Source organism: Sphingomonas sp. LR55 (genome assembly GCF_036856015.1).
Taxonomy (GTDB): Bacteria; Pseudomonadota; Alphaproteobacteria; order Sphingomonadales; family Sphingomonadaceae; genus Sphingomonas.
The window spans coordinates 1,311,710-1,325,105 of sequence record NZ_JASPFO010000001.1; the positions used below are offsets into that span (position 1 = coordinate 1,311,710).

The following is a 13,396-nucleotide window of genomic DNA, read 5'->3' on the forward strand; positions in this document are numbered from 1 at the left end:
GGGAGCCTATAGGCGCGGACGGGGCGGAACATCAATTCCCGTCTGGGGTATGTCGGTTTTGGGGGAGTGGGATGGCGTCTTCTCCACCTGTTGCCGTCGCGAAAAGGCCACCACCCCGGCGAAGGCCGGGGCCCAATTGCTAAGGTTGTAGTAACGACGCGCATCGCTCAGTTGGCGACGTCCCCCAATTGGGCCCCGGCCTCCGCCGGGGTGGTGCCGATATGCAGGGGTAGCGGTGGTGACGATCCGGTTGCTCAAGCGAGACACCTCCCGCTTCCTTGTTCTCCCGCCTTCGCGGGAGAACAAGGGGAACGAGCAACCTTGGCTCGCGCCACTATCCCCACCCAAAGCAAAGCTCTGGTTGCCCCGCGCCTCGCCCCGCGCTTAAAGCCAACCCCAATGGCTCCCACGACAGATCCCCACCAGCATCCCCTCCGGATCGCAAATTTCCGCGCCTATTGGCTGTCCCGCTTCACCGGCACGATCGCCGTCAGCGCGATGTCGATCGTGATCGGGTGGCAGGTCTACAACATCGCCCGCGAGACAATGGACATCCGGCAAGCCGCCTTCATGCTCGGCATGATCGGGTTCGCACAGTTTGTTCCGTTGTTTCTGCTCACGCCGATCACCGGCCTCGTCGCGGACAGTTTCGACCGCCGCTGGATCGTCCGCGGCACGACAGGTCTGCTAGTGCTCACCGCCGCGACCCTGTGGTTGCTGACTTGGACGGGCCACCTCACGCTCGGCGTCCTGTTCGTGGCGGCGGTCGCGTTTGGCGTCGCGCGCGCCTTTTCTGGACCAGCCTATTCCGCGCTCGCCCCCAACCTCGTCCCCCGCGCGGTCCTCCCGACCGCGATCGCGATCAGCTCGATCGCGTGGCAGGTCGGCACCATAGCGGGCCCCAGCGTCGGCGGGCTGCTCTACGCGATCCACCCGGAGGTCGCCTACGGCGTCGCGACGATCCTGTTCGTCGTCGCGCTCCTCTTCATGTTCCTGATCGGCCCGGTGCCGCAGCCCGCCGCGCAGACCGATCACCGCCCCCTCGCCCGCATCATCGAGGGCTTCACCTACGTCCGCCGCAACCGCCTCGTTCTCGCGACGATCACGCTCGACCTGTTCGCGGTGCTGCTCGCCGGCGCGACCTCGCTGCTCCCAGTCTATTCGCGCGACATCCTCCACGTCGGTTCGCAGGGGCTCGGCGTTCTCGCCGCGGGCATGGGCATCGGCGCGGCGGTGACCGCGATCTGGTTCTCCGTCCGCCCGATGAGCACCAATGTCGGCGTGAAGATGCTCGTGGCTGTCGTCGTGTTCGGCCTTGCGATCCTGACCTTCGGTATTGCCACGCCCATCGTAAACCTACTCGGCATCGCACCCGGCACGATCGGCGGCATCCCCGTGCAGCCCGCCTTCGTCCTCAGCCTCGTCGCGCTGATCGTCGCGGGTGGCGCGGACATGATCTCGGTCTATGTCCGCCAGTCGTTGATCCAGCTCCACACGCCCGACGCAATGCGCGGCCGCGTCAGCGCGGTGTCGCAGCTCACCATTTCGGCCTCGAACGAGCTCGGCGAATTCGAGAGCGGCGTGATGGCATCGCTGCTCGGTCCGGTCGGCGCGGTGGTGTTCGGCGGCGTCGGTGCTATTGCAATCACGATCGGCTGGGCGCGACTGTTCCCGGAACTAGGCCGCGCGAAAACCTTTGATCCCCCAGAGATCCTAGAGACCGAACCCGAACACGGAGAAGCCAAGCCATGAAGGCCAACTCGATCCTCGATACGATCGGCAACACGCCGCACGTCCGCCTGTCGAAGCTGTTCCCCGAATCCGAAGTCTGGGTGAAGTCCGAGCGCTCGAACCCCGGCGGCTCGATCAAGGACCGCATCGCGCTCGCCATGATCGAGGCGGCGGAGAAGGACGGCCACCTCCAGCCCGGCGGCACGATCATCGAGCCGACCAGCGGCAACACCGGCATCGGCCTGGCGCTCGTCGCGGCCGTCAAAGGGTACAAGATCGTCCTCGTCATGCCAGAGAGCATGTCGATCGAACGCCGCCGCCTGATGCTGGCCTATGGCGCGACCTTCGACCTGACCCCGCGCGAGAAGGGCATGAAGGGCGCGATCGAGCGTGCGAAGGAGCTCGTCGAGCAGACGCCGGGCTCGTGGATGCCGCAGCAGTTCGAAAACCCCGCGAACATCGCGGTGCATGTCGCTACGACCGCACAGGAAATTCTCGCCGACTTTCGTGACACGCCGATCGACGTGATCATCACCGGCGTCGGCACCGGTGGCCACATCACCGGCGTCGCGGAAGCGCTGAAGAAGGAATGGCCGTCGCTCAAAGTCTACGCGGTCGAGCCCGCCGCATCGCCGGTGATCGCCGGTGGCCAGCCCGGCCCGCACCCGATCCAGGGCATCGGTGCAGGCTTCATCCCGGTGAACCTGCACACCCAGGCGCTCGACGGCGTGATCGAGGTCGATGCCGCGGTGGCGAAGGACATGGCGCGCCGCTCGGCAACCGAAGAGGGTATGCTGGTCGGCATCAGCTCCGGCGCAACGCTCGCAGCGATCCTTCAGAAGCTCCCCGATCTGCCTGACAACGTTCGGGTTCTCGGCTTCAACTACGACACCGGCGAGCGCTATCTGTCGGTCCCGGACTTCCTGCCCGAACAGTGACAAAGCCTCTATCCCCGCGCGGCACGACGGTGCTGCGCGCCACTATCGTCGGAATTTCCGCGCTAGCGATCATTGGGCCCGCGCTCGTGGTCGCCAACGCGCCGACGATCGTCCACGTGTCGAAGCGGGTTAAACTGCCGCCGGGGCGGGTCGTGCCGCAAGCCGAAGTGCCTCAGGTCGAACCGGTAAAGTTCGTCGACCTGACGCCCGACGACGCACGCGCGTTCAATGCGACCGTGCCGTTCTCGACCGCGCCCAACCCGCTGCGCGGCCGTTCCTCTTCGCTGGCGGTGCAGAGGATCTGGCACGCGCCACCGACTGCATGGCGGCGGGCATCCTCTACGAAGCCGGCGATGATACGCTGGGTGAACGCGCGGTCGCTCAGGTCGTGCTGAACCGCCTGCGCCACCCGGCTTTCCCCAAGACGGTATGCGGCGTCGTATTCGAGGGCCAGGACCGTTCAACCGGTTGTCAATTCAGCTTCAGTTGCGACGGCGCGCTAACCCGCTGGCACCCGACTGATGACGCTTGGCGGCGTGCGCGCGAGGTGGCCGCGGCGGCGCTTAACGGCGCGGTGTTCAAGCAGGTCGGCTATGCCACCCACTATCATACCGACTGGGTCGTGCCATACTGGCAGTCGAGCCTCGATAAGATTACCGCGGTCAACACGCACCTGTTCTTCCGCTGGTCCGGCTGGTGGGGGACACCCTCCGCATTCGGCCGTCATCCCGAAACCATCGAGCCCGTGATCACACAGCTTGCCGCGCTCTCCGATGCGCACAAAATTGGCGCCGCGCTCGTCGAGGCCAATGCGGCCTTGGCCGAAGCATCGGCTGCAATGGGGTTCGCTACAGGGACGGAGACGGACCCTTCGGTCATGGCGAGCGCGGTCGACGGTGATACGGTTCTCGTTACATTGCCGCGCAATCAAACGGCCGACGGCCTCGTCGCACTCGCAACCCAAGCCTGCGGCGATAAACCATTTTGCCGCTTCATGGCCTGGACGGACGCCACAAAGACAGCGACGTCGATCCCGCTGGACCTCGCGCAAATGGCTGCATTGAGCTTTAGCTACATGCGCGATCGGGGGAGCAATTATGAACGTTCGCTCTGGAACTGTCGTCAGTTCAAGCGTGCGGACCCGACGCAATGCATCGTGACACGGGCGACGATGACTGCAGTACCGCAGTCCCCTCCAGTCGCACCGAACGCAGCCGCAGCGGCGGGAGAACTCAGCGGTGTTCGGCAAAAATCGAGCGCTGCAGCGTCGTCATCGCCAACGCAAACATCGTCTTCTGCAGCCGCGACGGCTACAAAATAGCGCTAATGCATCCCTCTCGGTGAGGGGAAGCATACGGGGCGGATAGCTTTGGCGATCCGCCCCGTTTTCGATCAGGCCGCCATGAACATTTCGGGCGGCAGCGCCATCAGCGACTCCGCCCCGCCCTCGATCTTCCGACGCAGCGCGCCTGCATCCGGCAGGATCCGCTCGGCATAGAAGCGCGCCGTCACCAGCTTGGCGTCGAGGAATGCCGTCTCGCCCTCGCCCGCCGCCTTCAGCTTGGTCGCAGCGACCGCCATCCGCAGCCACATCGTGCCGACCGCGACGATCCCCATCAGGTGCATGTAGCTGACCGCACCCGCGCCGACGTTCTCGGGGTTCTTCATGCCGTTCGCCATGAACCACATCGTCGCCGCCTGAAGCTGGCCGTTCGCCTTCTCCAGCGCCTCAGCAAACGACGCCGTCGCCGGATCATTCTTCGCCGCAGTAACGTCGTCTGCCACCAGCTTGAAGAACGCCTGGATCCCGCGCCCGCCATTCTGTGCGAGCTTGCGCCCGACCAGATCCATCGCCTGGACGCCGTTGGTGCCCTCGTAGATCATCGCGATCCGGGCATCGCGGACATACTGCTCCATGCCCCACTCGGCGATGTAGCCGTGACCGCCATAGACCTGCTGCGCGTTGGTCGCGATCGCGTAGCCCATGTCGGTGCCATAGCCCTTGATGACCGGGGTCAGCAGCGAGATGATGTCGCCGGCCAGCTGGCGCTCTTCCTCGGTCTCGGCGTGATGCTCGAGATCGGCCTGCAGCGCGGTCCACAGGATCAGCGCGCGCAGGCCCTCGGTCAGCGACTTGCCCTCCATCAGCATGCGGCGGATGTCGGGATGGACGAACAGCGTGTCCGCCTTCTCCTGCGGCTCCTTGGGGCCCGTCAGCGCGCGACCCTGGCGGCGGTCCTGCGCGTACTGGACCGCATTCTGGTACGCGACTTCCGCAACACCGAGACCCTGGAGACCAACGCCGAGACGCGCGGCGTTCATCATGATGAACATCGCGGCGAGACCCTTCATCTCCTCGCCGACGAGCCAGCCGGTCGCCGAATCATAGTTCATCACGCAGGTCGAATTTGCGTGAATTCCCATCTTGTGCTCGATCGACCCGCACGTGACGCCGTTGCGCGCACCGAGCGAACCGTCCTCCTCGACGATAAACTTCGGCACCACGAACAGCGAAATGCCCTTCGAGCTGTCAGGCGCGTCCGGCGTCTTCGCCAGCACAAGGTGGATGATGTTCTCGGTCAGGTCATGCTCGCCGCTCGAGATAAAGATCTTCGTGCCGGTGATCGCGTACGATCCGTCCGCCTGCGGCTCGGCCTTGGTGCGGATCAGGCCGAGATCGGTGCCGCACTGCGGCTCGGTCAGGTTCATCGTCCCGCCCCATTCGCCCGACACCATCTTCGGCACGTACATCGCCTTCTGCGCGTCCGAGCCCTTGGCGATCAGCGCGGCGATCGCGCCGTGCGTCAGGCCGGGGTACATCGCAAACGCCATGTTCGACGAGATCATGTATTCCTGAAAGGCGGTCGATACGACGTGCGGCATGCCCTGCCCGCCATATTCGGGCTGGTTGCCGAGCGTCGCCCAGCCGCTCTCGACATACTGCTTATACGCTTCCTTGAAGCCGTCCGGCGTCGTCACCGAGCCGTCCTCGTGCCGCGTGCAGCCCTGCTGGTCGCCCGACAGGTTGAGCGGAAACAGTACTTCGGCGACGAACTTGCCGCCTTCTTCGAGCACCGCATCGACGACGTCGGGCGAGGCCGCATCGAAGCCGGGGAGGTTATTGTAGCGATCGAGACCGACGACATGCTCGAGGACGAAACGCGTGTCGCGGACGGGAGGCGTATACTGGGGCATGGTTTATCCTTGGTTGTCCTGGGCGCGGCTCACTTCGAGGAGGGCCACGAAACTGGTGAGTTCGTCGATGGCGAGATCGATGTCGCGCTTCTGCGCGGTCAGCAGTGCGATCCGGGCCTGGCTGCGCTCGATCACGACCTGGCGCTGCGCACGGCGACCGTCGCCGACATCGTAAAGATCGATCATCTCGCGGATCTCGCCGAGGCTGAACCCGACGCGCTTGCCGCGCAGGATCCAGGCGAGACGCGCGCGGTCGCGGTGCGAATAGATGCGCTGCGTCCCGCGACGCTCGGGCGCGATCAGGCCCTCGTCCTCGTAGAATCGCAACGCCCGCGCCGTGACGTCGAACTCGGCGGAGAGATCGGAGATCGTGAAGCTTTCGCGATCATGCCGCGGCTCGATCACCGCGTAGGATTGCGGGGTAGCCTGCAATCGAGGGGATGCTTGTGTCGCCATCCCCGGAGAAATAACTCTCGTTTACGTCAACGTCAATTGCCGCAAAGCAACTTTCCCTTCGTCGACCGTAGCGTCGCGGCCTCCGATTGCGATTCGCTGAGGCGGACTACGGTCAGTGCCGCGAGCGACGCGCGGCCAGTACAGAGGGACTCGCAGGCTTCGGGGACTTCGGCGGGAAACACGATGCGATCGCCGTCGAAGCGCGCGTCGAACTTGCACGCACCGAACGCGAGCTTGAGCGCATCGCCTGCCCGCTCCACGGTTCCCGACGCGGCGCACGCCTGATCCTCGCCATAGTCGACGCTAACGCCGATCCGTGCGATCTTCTCGGTGCCGACAACGCAGACGCGATCCGTATCGCGCGCCCATGATCCTTGCAGAGGCGCGTTCGGGTCGGGCACGATCCCCGCCGTCTCCGCCGCAGCTTCGAGCCGAGCCCCCGCGCTGTCCGCCGCCGCAATCTTCGGCTCGCGCCCACACCCGCCGAGCATTAGCGCGAGCAGCAGCATCCGCTTCATTCGGCCGGCACCAGTCTGCCCCTTCGATCCGCCGGAAGAAGCAGGTACGCTCGCCGGTATGGCACGCCGGCCCCGCCGCATCTACGATCACCCACACCGCGTCCTGATCGCAATCGATTCTGCAGCTCGGCGACACGCAGCACGTTCCCAGACGTCTCGCCCTTCTTCCAGAGCTTCTCGCGGCTGCGCGACCAGAAGTGCGCCTCGCCGGTCGCCTGCGTCTCCGCCAGCGCCTCGGCATTCATGTGCGCGACCATCAGCACGTCGCCCGATACGCGATCGGTGACGACCGCAGTCAGGAGCCCGGCGGAATCGAATTTCGGATCGAGCGTCAGGCCCGTGTCGCGGCTGTTTGTCATGGGCTGGATATACCTGAAACCCGCCGCGATGCGACCGGCAGCGCGCAATGTTATTACAAACAGGCGACAAGCCGGCGATCCGCTCGTATAGGGCAGCTTCCGCACGACGTGAGAACCGGCATGCTGACGACAAACCCTTATGATGACGACAAACTCCGCGAAGAATGCGGGGTGTTTGGCGTTTCGGCCACCGATGGAGCGGCCGCACTCGTAGCCTTGGGGCTGCACGCGTTGCAGCACCGCGGCCAAGAAGCCGCCGGCATCACGACCTTCGACGGCGCACATTTCCACACGCACCGCGCGATGGGCCATGTCGCCGGGAACTTCGACCGCGACGACGTGATCCGGTCGCTGCCGGGCACCGTCGCCTGCGGGCACGTCCGCTATTCGACGACCGGCGAGACCGCGCTGCGCAACGTCCAGCCGCTCTACGCCGAGCTGTCGACCGGTGGATTCGCGATCGCGCATAACGGCAATATTTCCAACGCGATGCGGTTGCGTCGCGAGCTAGTCCGCCGCGGGTCGATCTTCCAGTCGACCAGCGATACCGAGACGATCATCCACCTCGTCGCGACCTCGAACTACCGGACGCTGCTCGATCGCTTCATCGATGCGCTGAAGCAGATCGAAGGCGCGTACTCACTGATCGTGATGACGCCCGAGGGCATGATCGCCTGCCGCGATCCGCTCGGCATCCGCCCCCTCGTGATGGGCAAGCTCGGCGACGCGGTGATCTTCGCCTCCGAAACGGTCGCGCTCGACGTCGTCGGCGCCACCTTCGTCCGCGCGATCGAGCCCGGCGAACTGGTCATCGTCCAGGGCTCCGAGATCCGCTCGATCCGCCCGTTCGCACCGATGGCGGCGCGGCCGTGCATCTTCGAATGGGTGTATTTCTCGCGCCCCGATTCGATCGTCGACGATCACTCGATCTACTCGGTGCGGAAAGCGATCGGCGCGCAGCTCGCAATCGAATCGCCGGTCGATGCCGATCTCGTCATCCCGGTCCCCGATCCGGGCACGCCAGCGGCGATCGGCTATGCTCAGCAATCGGGCATCCCGTTCGAGCTCGGCATCATCCGCTCGCACTATGTCGGCCGCACCTTCATCTCGCCGGGCGACAAGGTCCGCCATCTCGGCGTGAAGCTGAAGCACAACGCCAACCGCGCGCTGATCAAGGGCAAGCGGGTCATCCTCGTCGACGATTCGATCGTCCGCGGCACGACCTCGCTCAAGATCGTCGAGATGATGCGCGAAGCCGGTGCGGCCGAAGTCCATATGCGGATCGCCAGCCCACCGACCCGACATTCGTGCTTCTACGGCGTCGACACGCCCGAACGCGAGAAGCTGCTCGCGGCCAAGCTCGATCTTGGGGGCATGACCGGCTTCATTCATGCCGACAGCCTCAACTTCATCTCGATCGACGGCCTCTACAAGGCGCTCGGTGAGGCGAAACGCGCGGATGTCCGCCCGAAATATTGCGATGCATGCTTCACCGGCGACTATCCGACGACGCTGACCGACCATGACGAAGGCTCGGAAGTCGACCAGTTCGCGATGCTCGCCGAACGCGTCATCTGATACTCGCGGAGCGTATATGACCGACAAGCCTCTCGAAGGCCGGCTGGCGCTGGTCACCGGTGCCAGCCGCGGCATCGGTGCTGCGACGGCCATCGCGCTCGCGGCGAACGGCGCGCACGTCGTCCTGACCGCACGCACGCCCGGCGGACTCGAAGAGGTCGAGGCGACGATCCACGCGGCCGGCGGCTCGGCGACGATCGCCCCGCTCGATCTCGCCGAGAGCGAAGCGATCGCGCGCCTCGCAACGGCGATCGGCGACCGCTGGGATGCGCTCGACATTCTGGTGCTCAATGCGGGCATGCTCGGCTCGCTGTCGTCGGTGCCGGCGATCGATCCCAAGGAAATGGCGCAGGTCCTGACGCTCAACGTCAGCGCGCAGGCGGCGCTGATTGCGGCATTCGACACTATGCTGAAAACGGCGAAGTCGGCGCGCGTGATCGGCGTGACCTCCAGCGTAGGCCGCAAGCCTCGCGCGTATTGGGGCCTCTACGGTGCTTCGAAGGCTGCGTTCGAAACCCTCCTCGGCGCATACGGCGACGAGATGGCCGAGATCAGCGCGATCCGCACCGCGATCGTCGATCCCGGTGCTACACGGACGAAAATGCGCGCCCGCGCCTATCCGGGCGAGGATCCGAACTCGGTGAAAGAGCCCACGGTGGTGGCCGACCGCATCGTCGCGCTGGCGATCGAAGGCTTTGAACCCGGCCATTTCGAGCGTGTAAACTAACCGTTCTCCTGCGCACGCAGGAGCCCAGGATACCGAGCGCGACTGCCCGTTACCCTGGATTCCTGCGTACGCAGGAAAACCTCAGCGCTTCACCAGCGTAACCTGCGCGACATCGATCCCGCCGCCGAGAAACCCGCCCTCGCAATACATCAGATAATAGCGCCACAACGCCACGAACCGCGCATCGAACCGCGCCGGCAACCGCCCCTCGGCCACCGCCGCATCGAACGCCACCCGCCACCGCCGTAGCGTCTCGGCATAGTGCAGCCCGAACCCGCGCCGGTCCTCCCACGCCAACCCACGCGCCTTGGCCAGCGCGCGAAACCGCGGCTCCGACAACAGCATCCCGCCCGGAAACACGTAGCGCTGGATGAAATCGACACTCCGTGAATAGGAGTCGAAGATGGCATCGTCGATCGAGATATACTGCAACGCCGCACGCCCACCCGGCTTCAACGCCCGAGCGATCGCGTCGAGATAGACCGGCCAATATTCCTCGCCGACCGCCTCGACCATCTCGATGCTCGCGACCGCGTCATACGTGCCGGTGACGTCGCGGTAATCGGTCAGCGCCACACGCACGCCGTCGAGCCCCGCTGCCGCGATCCGGTCGTCGACTTGCCGCTTCTGCTCGGTCGACAGCGTCAGCGCATGCACGCCGACCCCCGCCCGCGCCGCCATCTCGGCGAACGATCCCCAGCCGCAGCCGATCTCCAGGATCGTATCGCCGGCCCGCGTCCCGGTCCGGTCGAGGATCGCGCGCAGCTTGGTCGCCTGCGCCCCCTCATGCGGTTCGGTATCGTCGAAGGGCTCGGCGAAGATCGCGCTCGAATACGTCAGGCTCGGATCGAGCCACGTCTCGTAAAAGTCGTTGCCGAGGTCGTAATGCGCGGCGATGTTCCGGCGCGAGCCGGTCGGATCGTTCCGCCGCATCCGGTGCCACGCCCGCGCCGCCAGCCTTACCACGCCCCCCGATCGCGCCGCGCCCCCGAGCGAGCGGCGGTTGCGCATGAACAGGTCGAACAGCGGCACCGGATCGGGGCTCGACCAGTCGCCGGCTGCCCAGCCCTCGTACCAGCCAACCGACCCCGCGGTCGCCAACCGCACCAGCGCGCGCCAGCGATGCACGGTCACCACCGGCAAAGGCCCGGGCGCGCGTCCGCCGATCATCCGCCGCGTGCCGTCTGGCAGTCGTGCGTCGATCCCGCCGCTCTCAAGCCCCGCATCGATCCGGTCGAGCAATCGGTGAAATATCGGCGCGACGATCCGCGCAACCGGGGAAATTTGCGCGGTGGGCACATCGTCGAAAGCGGGAACGGCGGTCATCGCGGCGCTCCATGCAACAGGGGGGCGAGCGAGGAAAGAGGCAGGCGTCAAACACCCAAATATGGAGCAAGCCGCTCACACCCTCCCCGAACCGTCATCCTGACGAAAGTCAGGACCCATGGTAACGCACGGTGACGATCGTGGCTCTGGGTCCTGACTTTCGTCAGGATGACGGCGGGGTGCGACGGTAGCCGCTACTCAACGCGCGCGCCGCCCGGCCTCGAGCGCCCGCTCCCGCCCTTCGCGATGCCCGACGATCTTCGCAGGATACGCCTTCGGCCGGCAGCCGGACTCGTCCGGATCATGGATCGCCGCCCCTGACACCTTCGCCAACTCCGGCACCCACTCGCGAATATAATCCCCTGCGTCGAACTTCTCCGACTGCGACAGCGGCGCCATGATCCGCCCGAACATGTTCGAATCCACCCCGGTCCCCGAGACCCATTGCCAGTTCACCGCATTGTTCCCGTAATCCGCATCGACCAGGCAGTCCCAGAACCAGCGCTCGCCTTCCCGCCAATCGATCAGCAGGTGCTTCACCAGGAAGCTCGCCGTGATCATCCGCACGCGATTATGCATCCACCCCGTCGCCCAGAGCTGGCGCATTCCCGCATCGACGATCGGATAGCCGGTCCTGCCCTCCTGCCACGCCTTCAGGTCCGCCTCGGCCTCCTTGCCCGACCGCCAGGGGAGTTTGTCGAACTTGGGCCGCCCGTTGGTGTCGCCGTAATCGGGCATAGTCAGCACGACGCCATCGGTGAAGTCCCGCCACGCGAGTTCCTTCCGAAACGTCGTCGCGTCGCCGTGCCCGTCGACCGCATGCCACACCGCGCGCGGCGAAATCTCGCCGAAATGCAGATGCGGGGAGAGGCGCGAGGTGCCTTCGATCGACGGCATGTTGCGATCCACATCATACGCCTCGACGATCGGCGCCATCGCTTTTGCATTCTTCATCGCCTGAGCCTCGCCCGGCGTCCACTCCTTGAACCCCGTCGACCAGTCCGGCTTGGTCGGCAACAAGTCCCAGTCCGCGAGCTTTTCGCTTTTCGGCCACTTCGACGGCGCCGGGATGGTCCGCGGTACAGGGTCGGGCTCGCCCGGCGGCATCATCTGGTTGAGAGCCTTCCAGAACGACGAATACACCTTGAACTGTCCACCCGACCCCGTCTTCACGTCCTCGACGCGGGCAAGATGGTTGCCGTCATGCAGGCACAGCCGATCGCCCAGCGCCCCCTCGGCCTTGCGCCACCACGGCTCGTAATGCCGGATCGCGTGTACCTGCTCGGCGCCGGTCTCCTCTAGCAAAGCCGTCAGTACCTCGACCGCATCGCCGCGGCGCAGGATTAGTCTCGAGCCCTTGTCAGCGAGCGCCTTCGCAAACGCGTTGAGCGTGTGATGCAGCCACCAGCGTTGCGCGCCGCCGATCTTCCATTTCCCCGGCGCGTCGTCGTCGAGGACATAGACCGGGATCACCGGCCCCGCATGCGCGGCGGCGATCAGCGCGGGTTGATCGTGAAGGCGGAGGTCCTGGCGCAGCCAGAGCAAAGAAGGTGTCGTCATCGCGCGTTCAATGCACCAACCCGCAGTCCGGCGTCACCCGCGGCGGCAAAAGTTTCGCCCAGCGTCAGGATCGACCCGACGTGCCGCTCTGCGATTGCCAGCGCATCGTCACCATAGCCGCCGCCGACCGTACTCGCGAGCGGCATGCCGCGATCGATCGCGAGACCAGCGACCAGCCGCTCGCGCTGCGCCAGCCCGTCCAGCGTGAGCGACAGCCGGCCGAGCCGATCGCCCTCGAACGGATCGACCCCCGCCTGATAGAGGATCAGCTCAGGCCGGAATTCATCGAGCAGCGGCACCAGGGTCGACTCCAAGGTCGCCAAATAGACTTCGTCGCCGACCTTGTCGGGCAACGGCACGTCTAGCGTCGAACGGGCCTTTCGCACCGGGAAGTTCTTCTCCGCATGGATCGAATAGGTGGCGATCTCGGGCCGTCCCGCCAGCAGCGCCGCCGTCCCGTCCCCCTGATGCACGTCGCAATCGACCACGAGCACACGCGCCACGCGATCCTCGTCGATCAACCGCGCCGCCGCCACCGCCAGATCGTTGAACACACAGAACCCCGCTCCGGTATTCGCCAGCGCATGATGGCTCCCACCCGCCGTGTTCGCCGCAAACCCGTGTTCCAGTGAGAGGCAAGCCGCCAGCCACGTCCCATGCGGGACGATCGCGGCACGCGAAGCCACCGTCGCCGTCACCGGAAACCCGATCCGCCGCTCCTTCTCCTTGGGCACCTGCGCACCAAGCACCTCGGCGACGTAATCCTCGTCATGCACCGCCTCCAGCCACGCGGTCGGCGTCGTTTCGGCTTGGTGCCATGCGACCGCATCGCCCTTTTCGATCAGCAGATCGCGAATCAGCCCGTTCTTGTTCCAGCGATAGGTCGAGCGCGCCGGCGCTGGCGTAACATAGTCGGGATGGTGGACGACATGGATCATGCTCCGTAGGTAGGAGCGCGCTGCCCGAGCCCCAAGCGGTTCACCGCACAAGCGCCTGCGTTCCGGAGAC

13 protein-coding genes are annotated in these 13,396 nt (G+C 65.6%); 6 read left to right on the plus strand and 7 right to left on the minus strand.

All coding sequences use genetic code 11. The annotated features are described in order from the left end of the window. The first annotated feature begins 399 nt into the window (after positions 1-399). From QP181_RS06155 to QP181_RS06170, 4 genes are read left to right on the plus strand one after another with little or no spacing between them, the layout of a single operon-like run. On the plus strand, positions 400-1,752 hold the full coding sequence (locus tag QP181_RS06155; RefSeq protein ID WP_333927978.1) for an MFS transporter: 1,353 nt from the start codon (positions 400-402) through the stop codon (positions 1,750-1,752). Beyond that, positions 1,749-2,669 carry a cysteine synthase A gene (cysK, locus tag QP181_RS06160; RefSeq protein WP_056048760.1) on the plus strand — a complete coding sequence of 307 codons (921 nt, stop codon included), beginning with the start codon at positions 1,749-1,751 and terminating at the stop codon, positions 2,667-2,669. The genes QP181_RS06155 and cysK overlap by 4 nt, the downstream gene beginning before the upstream one ends. After that, complete coding sequence (locus tag QP181_RS06165; RefSeq protein WP_333927980.1) at positions 2,666-3,064, plus strand: hypothetical protein; 399 nt, start codon at positions 2,666-2,668, stop codon at positions 3,062-3,064. Before cysK ends, QP181_RS06165 begins: the two co-directional genes overlap by 4 nt. Next, on the plus strand, positions 2,992-3,990 hold the full coding sequence (locus tag QP181_RS06170; RefSeq protein WP_333927981.1) for a cell wall hydrolase: 999 nt from the start codon (positions 2,992-2,994) through the stop codon (positions 3,988-3,990). Before QP181_RS06165 ends, QP181_RS06170 begins: the two co-directional genes overlap by 73 nt. Before the next feature lie 71 nt (positions 3,991-4,061). Here the strand turns inward: QP181_RS06170 and QP181_RS06175 are convergent, their stop codons facing one another. The 4 genes from QP181_RS06175 to QP181_RS06190 are packed head-to-tail and all read right to left on the minus strand — an operon-like array spanning position 4,062 to position 7,197. Then, positions 4,062-5,864, minus strand: coding sequence for an acyl-CoA dehydrogenase C-terminal domain-containing protein (locus tag QP181_RS06175; RefSeq protein ID WP_333927982.1), 1,803 nt, complete (start codon positions 5,862-5,864; stop codon positions 4,062-4,064). Positions 5,865-5,867: 3 nt separating this feature from the next. Beyond that, positions 5,868-6,320 carry a MerR family transcriptional regulator gene (locus tag QP181_RS06180; protein ID WP_333927983.1) on the minus strand — a complete coding sequence of 151 codons (453 nt, stop codon included), beginning with the start codon at positions 6,318-6,320 and terminating at the stop codon, positions 5,868-5,870. 32 nt (positions 6,321-6,352) lie between these two features. Then, positions 6,353-6,838, minus strand: a complete 486-nt coding sequence (locus QP181_RS06185; RefSeq protein ID WP_333927984.1) for a hypothetical protein — start codon at positions 6,836-6,838, stop codon at positions 6,353-6,355. After that, positions 6,835-7,197: a phosphoribosyl-AMP cyclohydrolase gene (locus tag QP181_RS06190; protein ID WP_333927985.1), complete on the minus strand. Its 363-nt coding sequence runs from the start codon at positions 7,195-7,197 to the stop codon at positions 6,835-6,837. Before QP181_RS06190 ends, QP181_RS06185 begins: the two co-directional genes overlap by 4 nt. A 120-nt stretch (positions 7,198-7,317) precedes the next feature. Between QP181_RS06190 and purF the strand changes: the two genes are divergently transcribed. Further along, positions 7,318-8,775 (plus strand): amidophosphoribosyltransferase, encoded by a 1,458-nt coding sequence (gene purF, locus QP181_RS06195; protein ID WP_333927986.1) that lies wholly within the window; start codon positions 7,318-7,320, stop codon positions 8,773-8,775. A 16-nt stretch (positions 8,776-8,791) separates the two neighbouring features. Next, entirely contained in the window at positions 8,792-9,502 is a 711-nt protein-coding gene (locus QP181_RS06200) for an SDR family NAD(P)-dependent oxidoreductase (protein ID WP_333927987.1), read from the plus strand. Between the two features lie 81 nt (positions 9,503-9,583). Here the strand turns inward: QP181_RS06200 and QP181_RS06205 are convergent, their stop codons facing one another. The 3 genes from QP181_RS06205 to QP181_RS06215 all read right to left on the minus strand — a co-directional run bounded on the left by QP181_RS06205 (position 9,584) and on the right by QP181_RS06215 (position 13,326). Continuing rightward, positions 9,584-10,828, minus strand: a complete 1,245-nt coding sequence (locus tag QP181_RS06205; RefSeq protein ID WP_333927989.1) for a class I SAM-dependent methyltransferase — start codon at positions 10,826-10,828, stop codon at positions 9,584-9,586. Between the two features lie 198 nt (positions 10,829-11,026). Next, entirely contained in the window at positions 11,027-12,388 is a 1,362-nt protein-coding gene (locus tag QP181_RS06210) for a cryptochrome/photolyase family protein (RefSeq protein ID WP_333927990.1), read from the minus strand. Further along, on the minus strand, positions 12,385-13,326 hold the full coding sequence (locus tag QP181_RS06215; RefSeq protein WP_333927991.1) for a histone deacetylase family protein: 942 nt from the start codon (positions 13,324-13,326) through the stop codon (positions 12,385-12,387). The genes QP181_RS06210 and QP181_RS06215 overlap by 4 nt, the downstream gene beginning before the upstream one ends. Between the last annotated feature and the right edge of the window lie 70 nt (positions 13,327-13,396).

Coding starts and splice junctions, on each gene's coding strand:
- QP181_RS06155 (WP_333927978.1), top strand. CDS start 400: ATGGCTCCCACGACAGATCCCCACCAGCATCCCCTCCGGATCGCAAAT.
- cysK (WP_056048760.1), top strand. CDS start 1,749: ATGAAGGCCAACTCGATCCTCGATACGATCGGCAACACGCCGCACGTC.
- QP181_RS06170 (WP_333927981.1), top strand. CDS start 2,992: ATGGCGGCGGGCATCCTCTACGAAGCCGGCGATGATACGCTGGGTGAA.
- QP181_RS06175 (WP_333927982.1), bottom strand. CDS start 5,864: ATGCCCCAGTATACGCCTCCCGTCCGCGACACGCGTTTCGTCCTCGAG.
- QP181_RS06180 (WP_333927983.1), bottom strand. CDS start 6,320: ATGGCGACACAAGCATCCCCTCGATTGCAGGCTACCCCGCAATCCTAC.
- QP181_RS06185 (WP_333927984.1), bottom strand. CDS start 6,838: ATGAAGCGGATGCTGCTGCTCGCGCTAATGCTCGGCGGGTGTGGGCGC.
- QP181_RS06190 (WP_333927985.1), bottom strand. CDS start 7,197: ATGACAAACAGCCGCGACACGGGCCTGACGCTCGATCCGAAATTCGAT.
- purF (WP_333927986.1), top strand. CDS start 7,318: ATGCTGACGACAAACCCTTATGATGACGACAAACTCCGCGAAGAATGC.
- QP181_RS06200 (WP_333927987.1), top strand. CDS start 8,792: ATGACCGACAAGCCTCTCGAAGGCCGGCTGGCGCTGGTCACCGGTGCC.
- QP181_RS06205 (WP_333927989.1), bottom strand. CDS start 10,828: ATGACCGCCGTTCCCGCTTTCGACGATGTGCCCACCGCGCAAATTTCC.
- QP181_RS06210 (WP_333927990.1), bottom strand. CDS start 12,388: ATGACGACACCTTCTTTGCTCTGGCTGCGCCAGGACCTCCGCCTTCAC.
- QP181_RS06215 (WP_333927991.1), bottom strand. CDS start 13,326: ATGATCCATGTCGTCCACCATCCCGACTATGTTACGCCAGCGCCGGCG.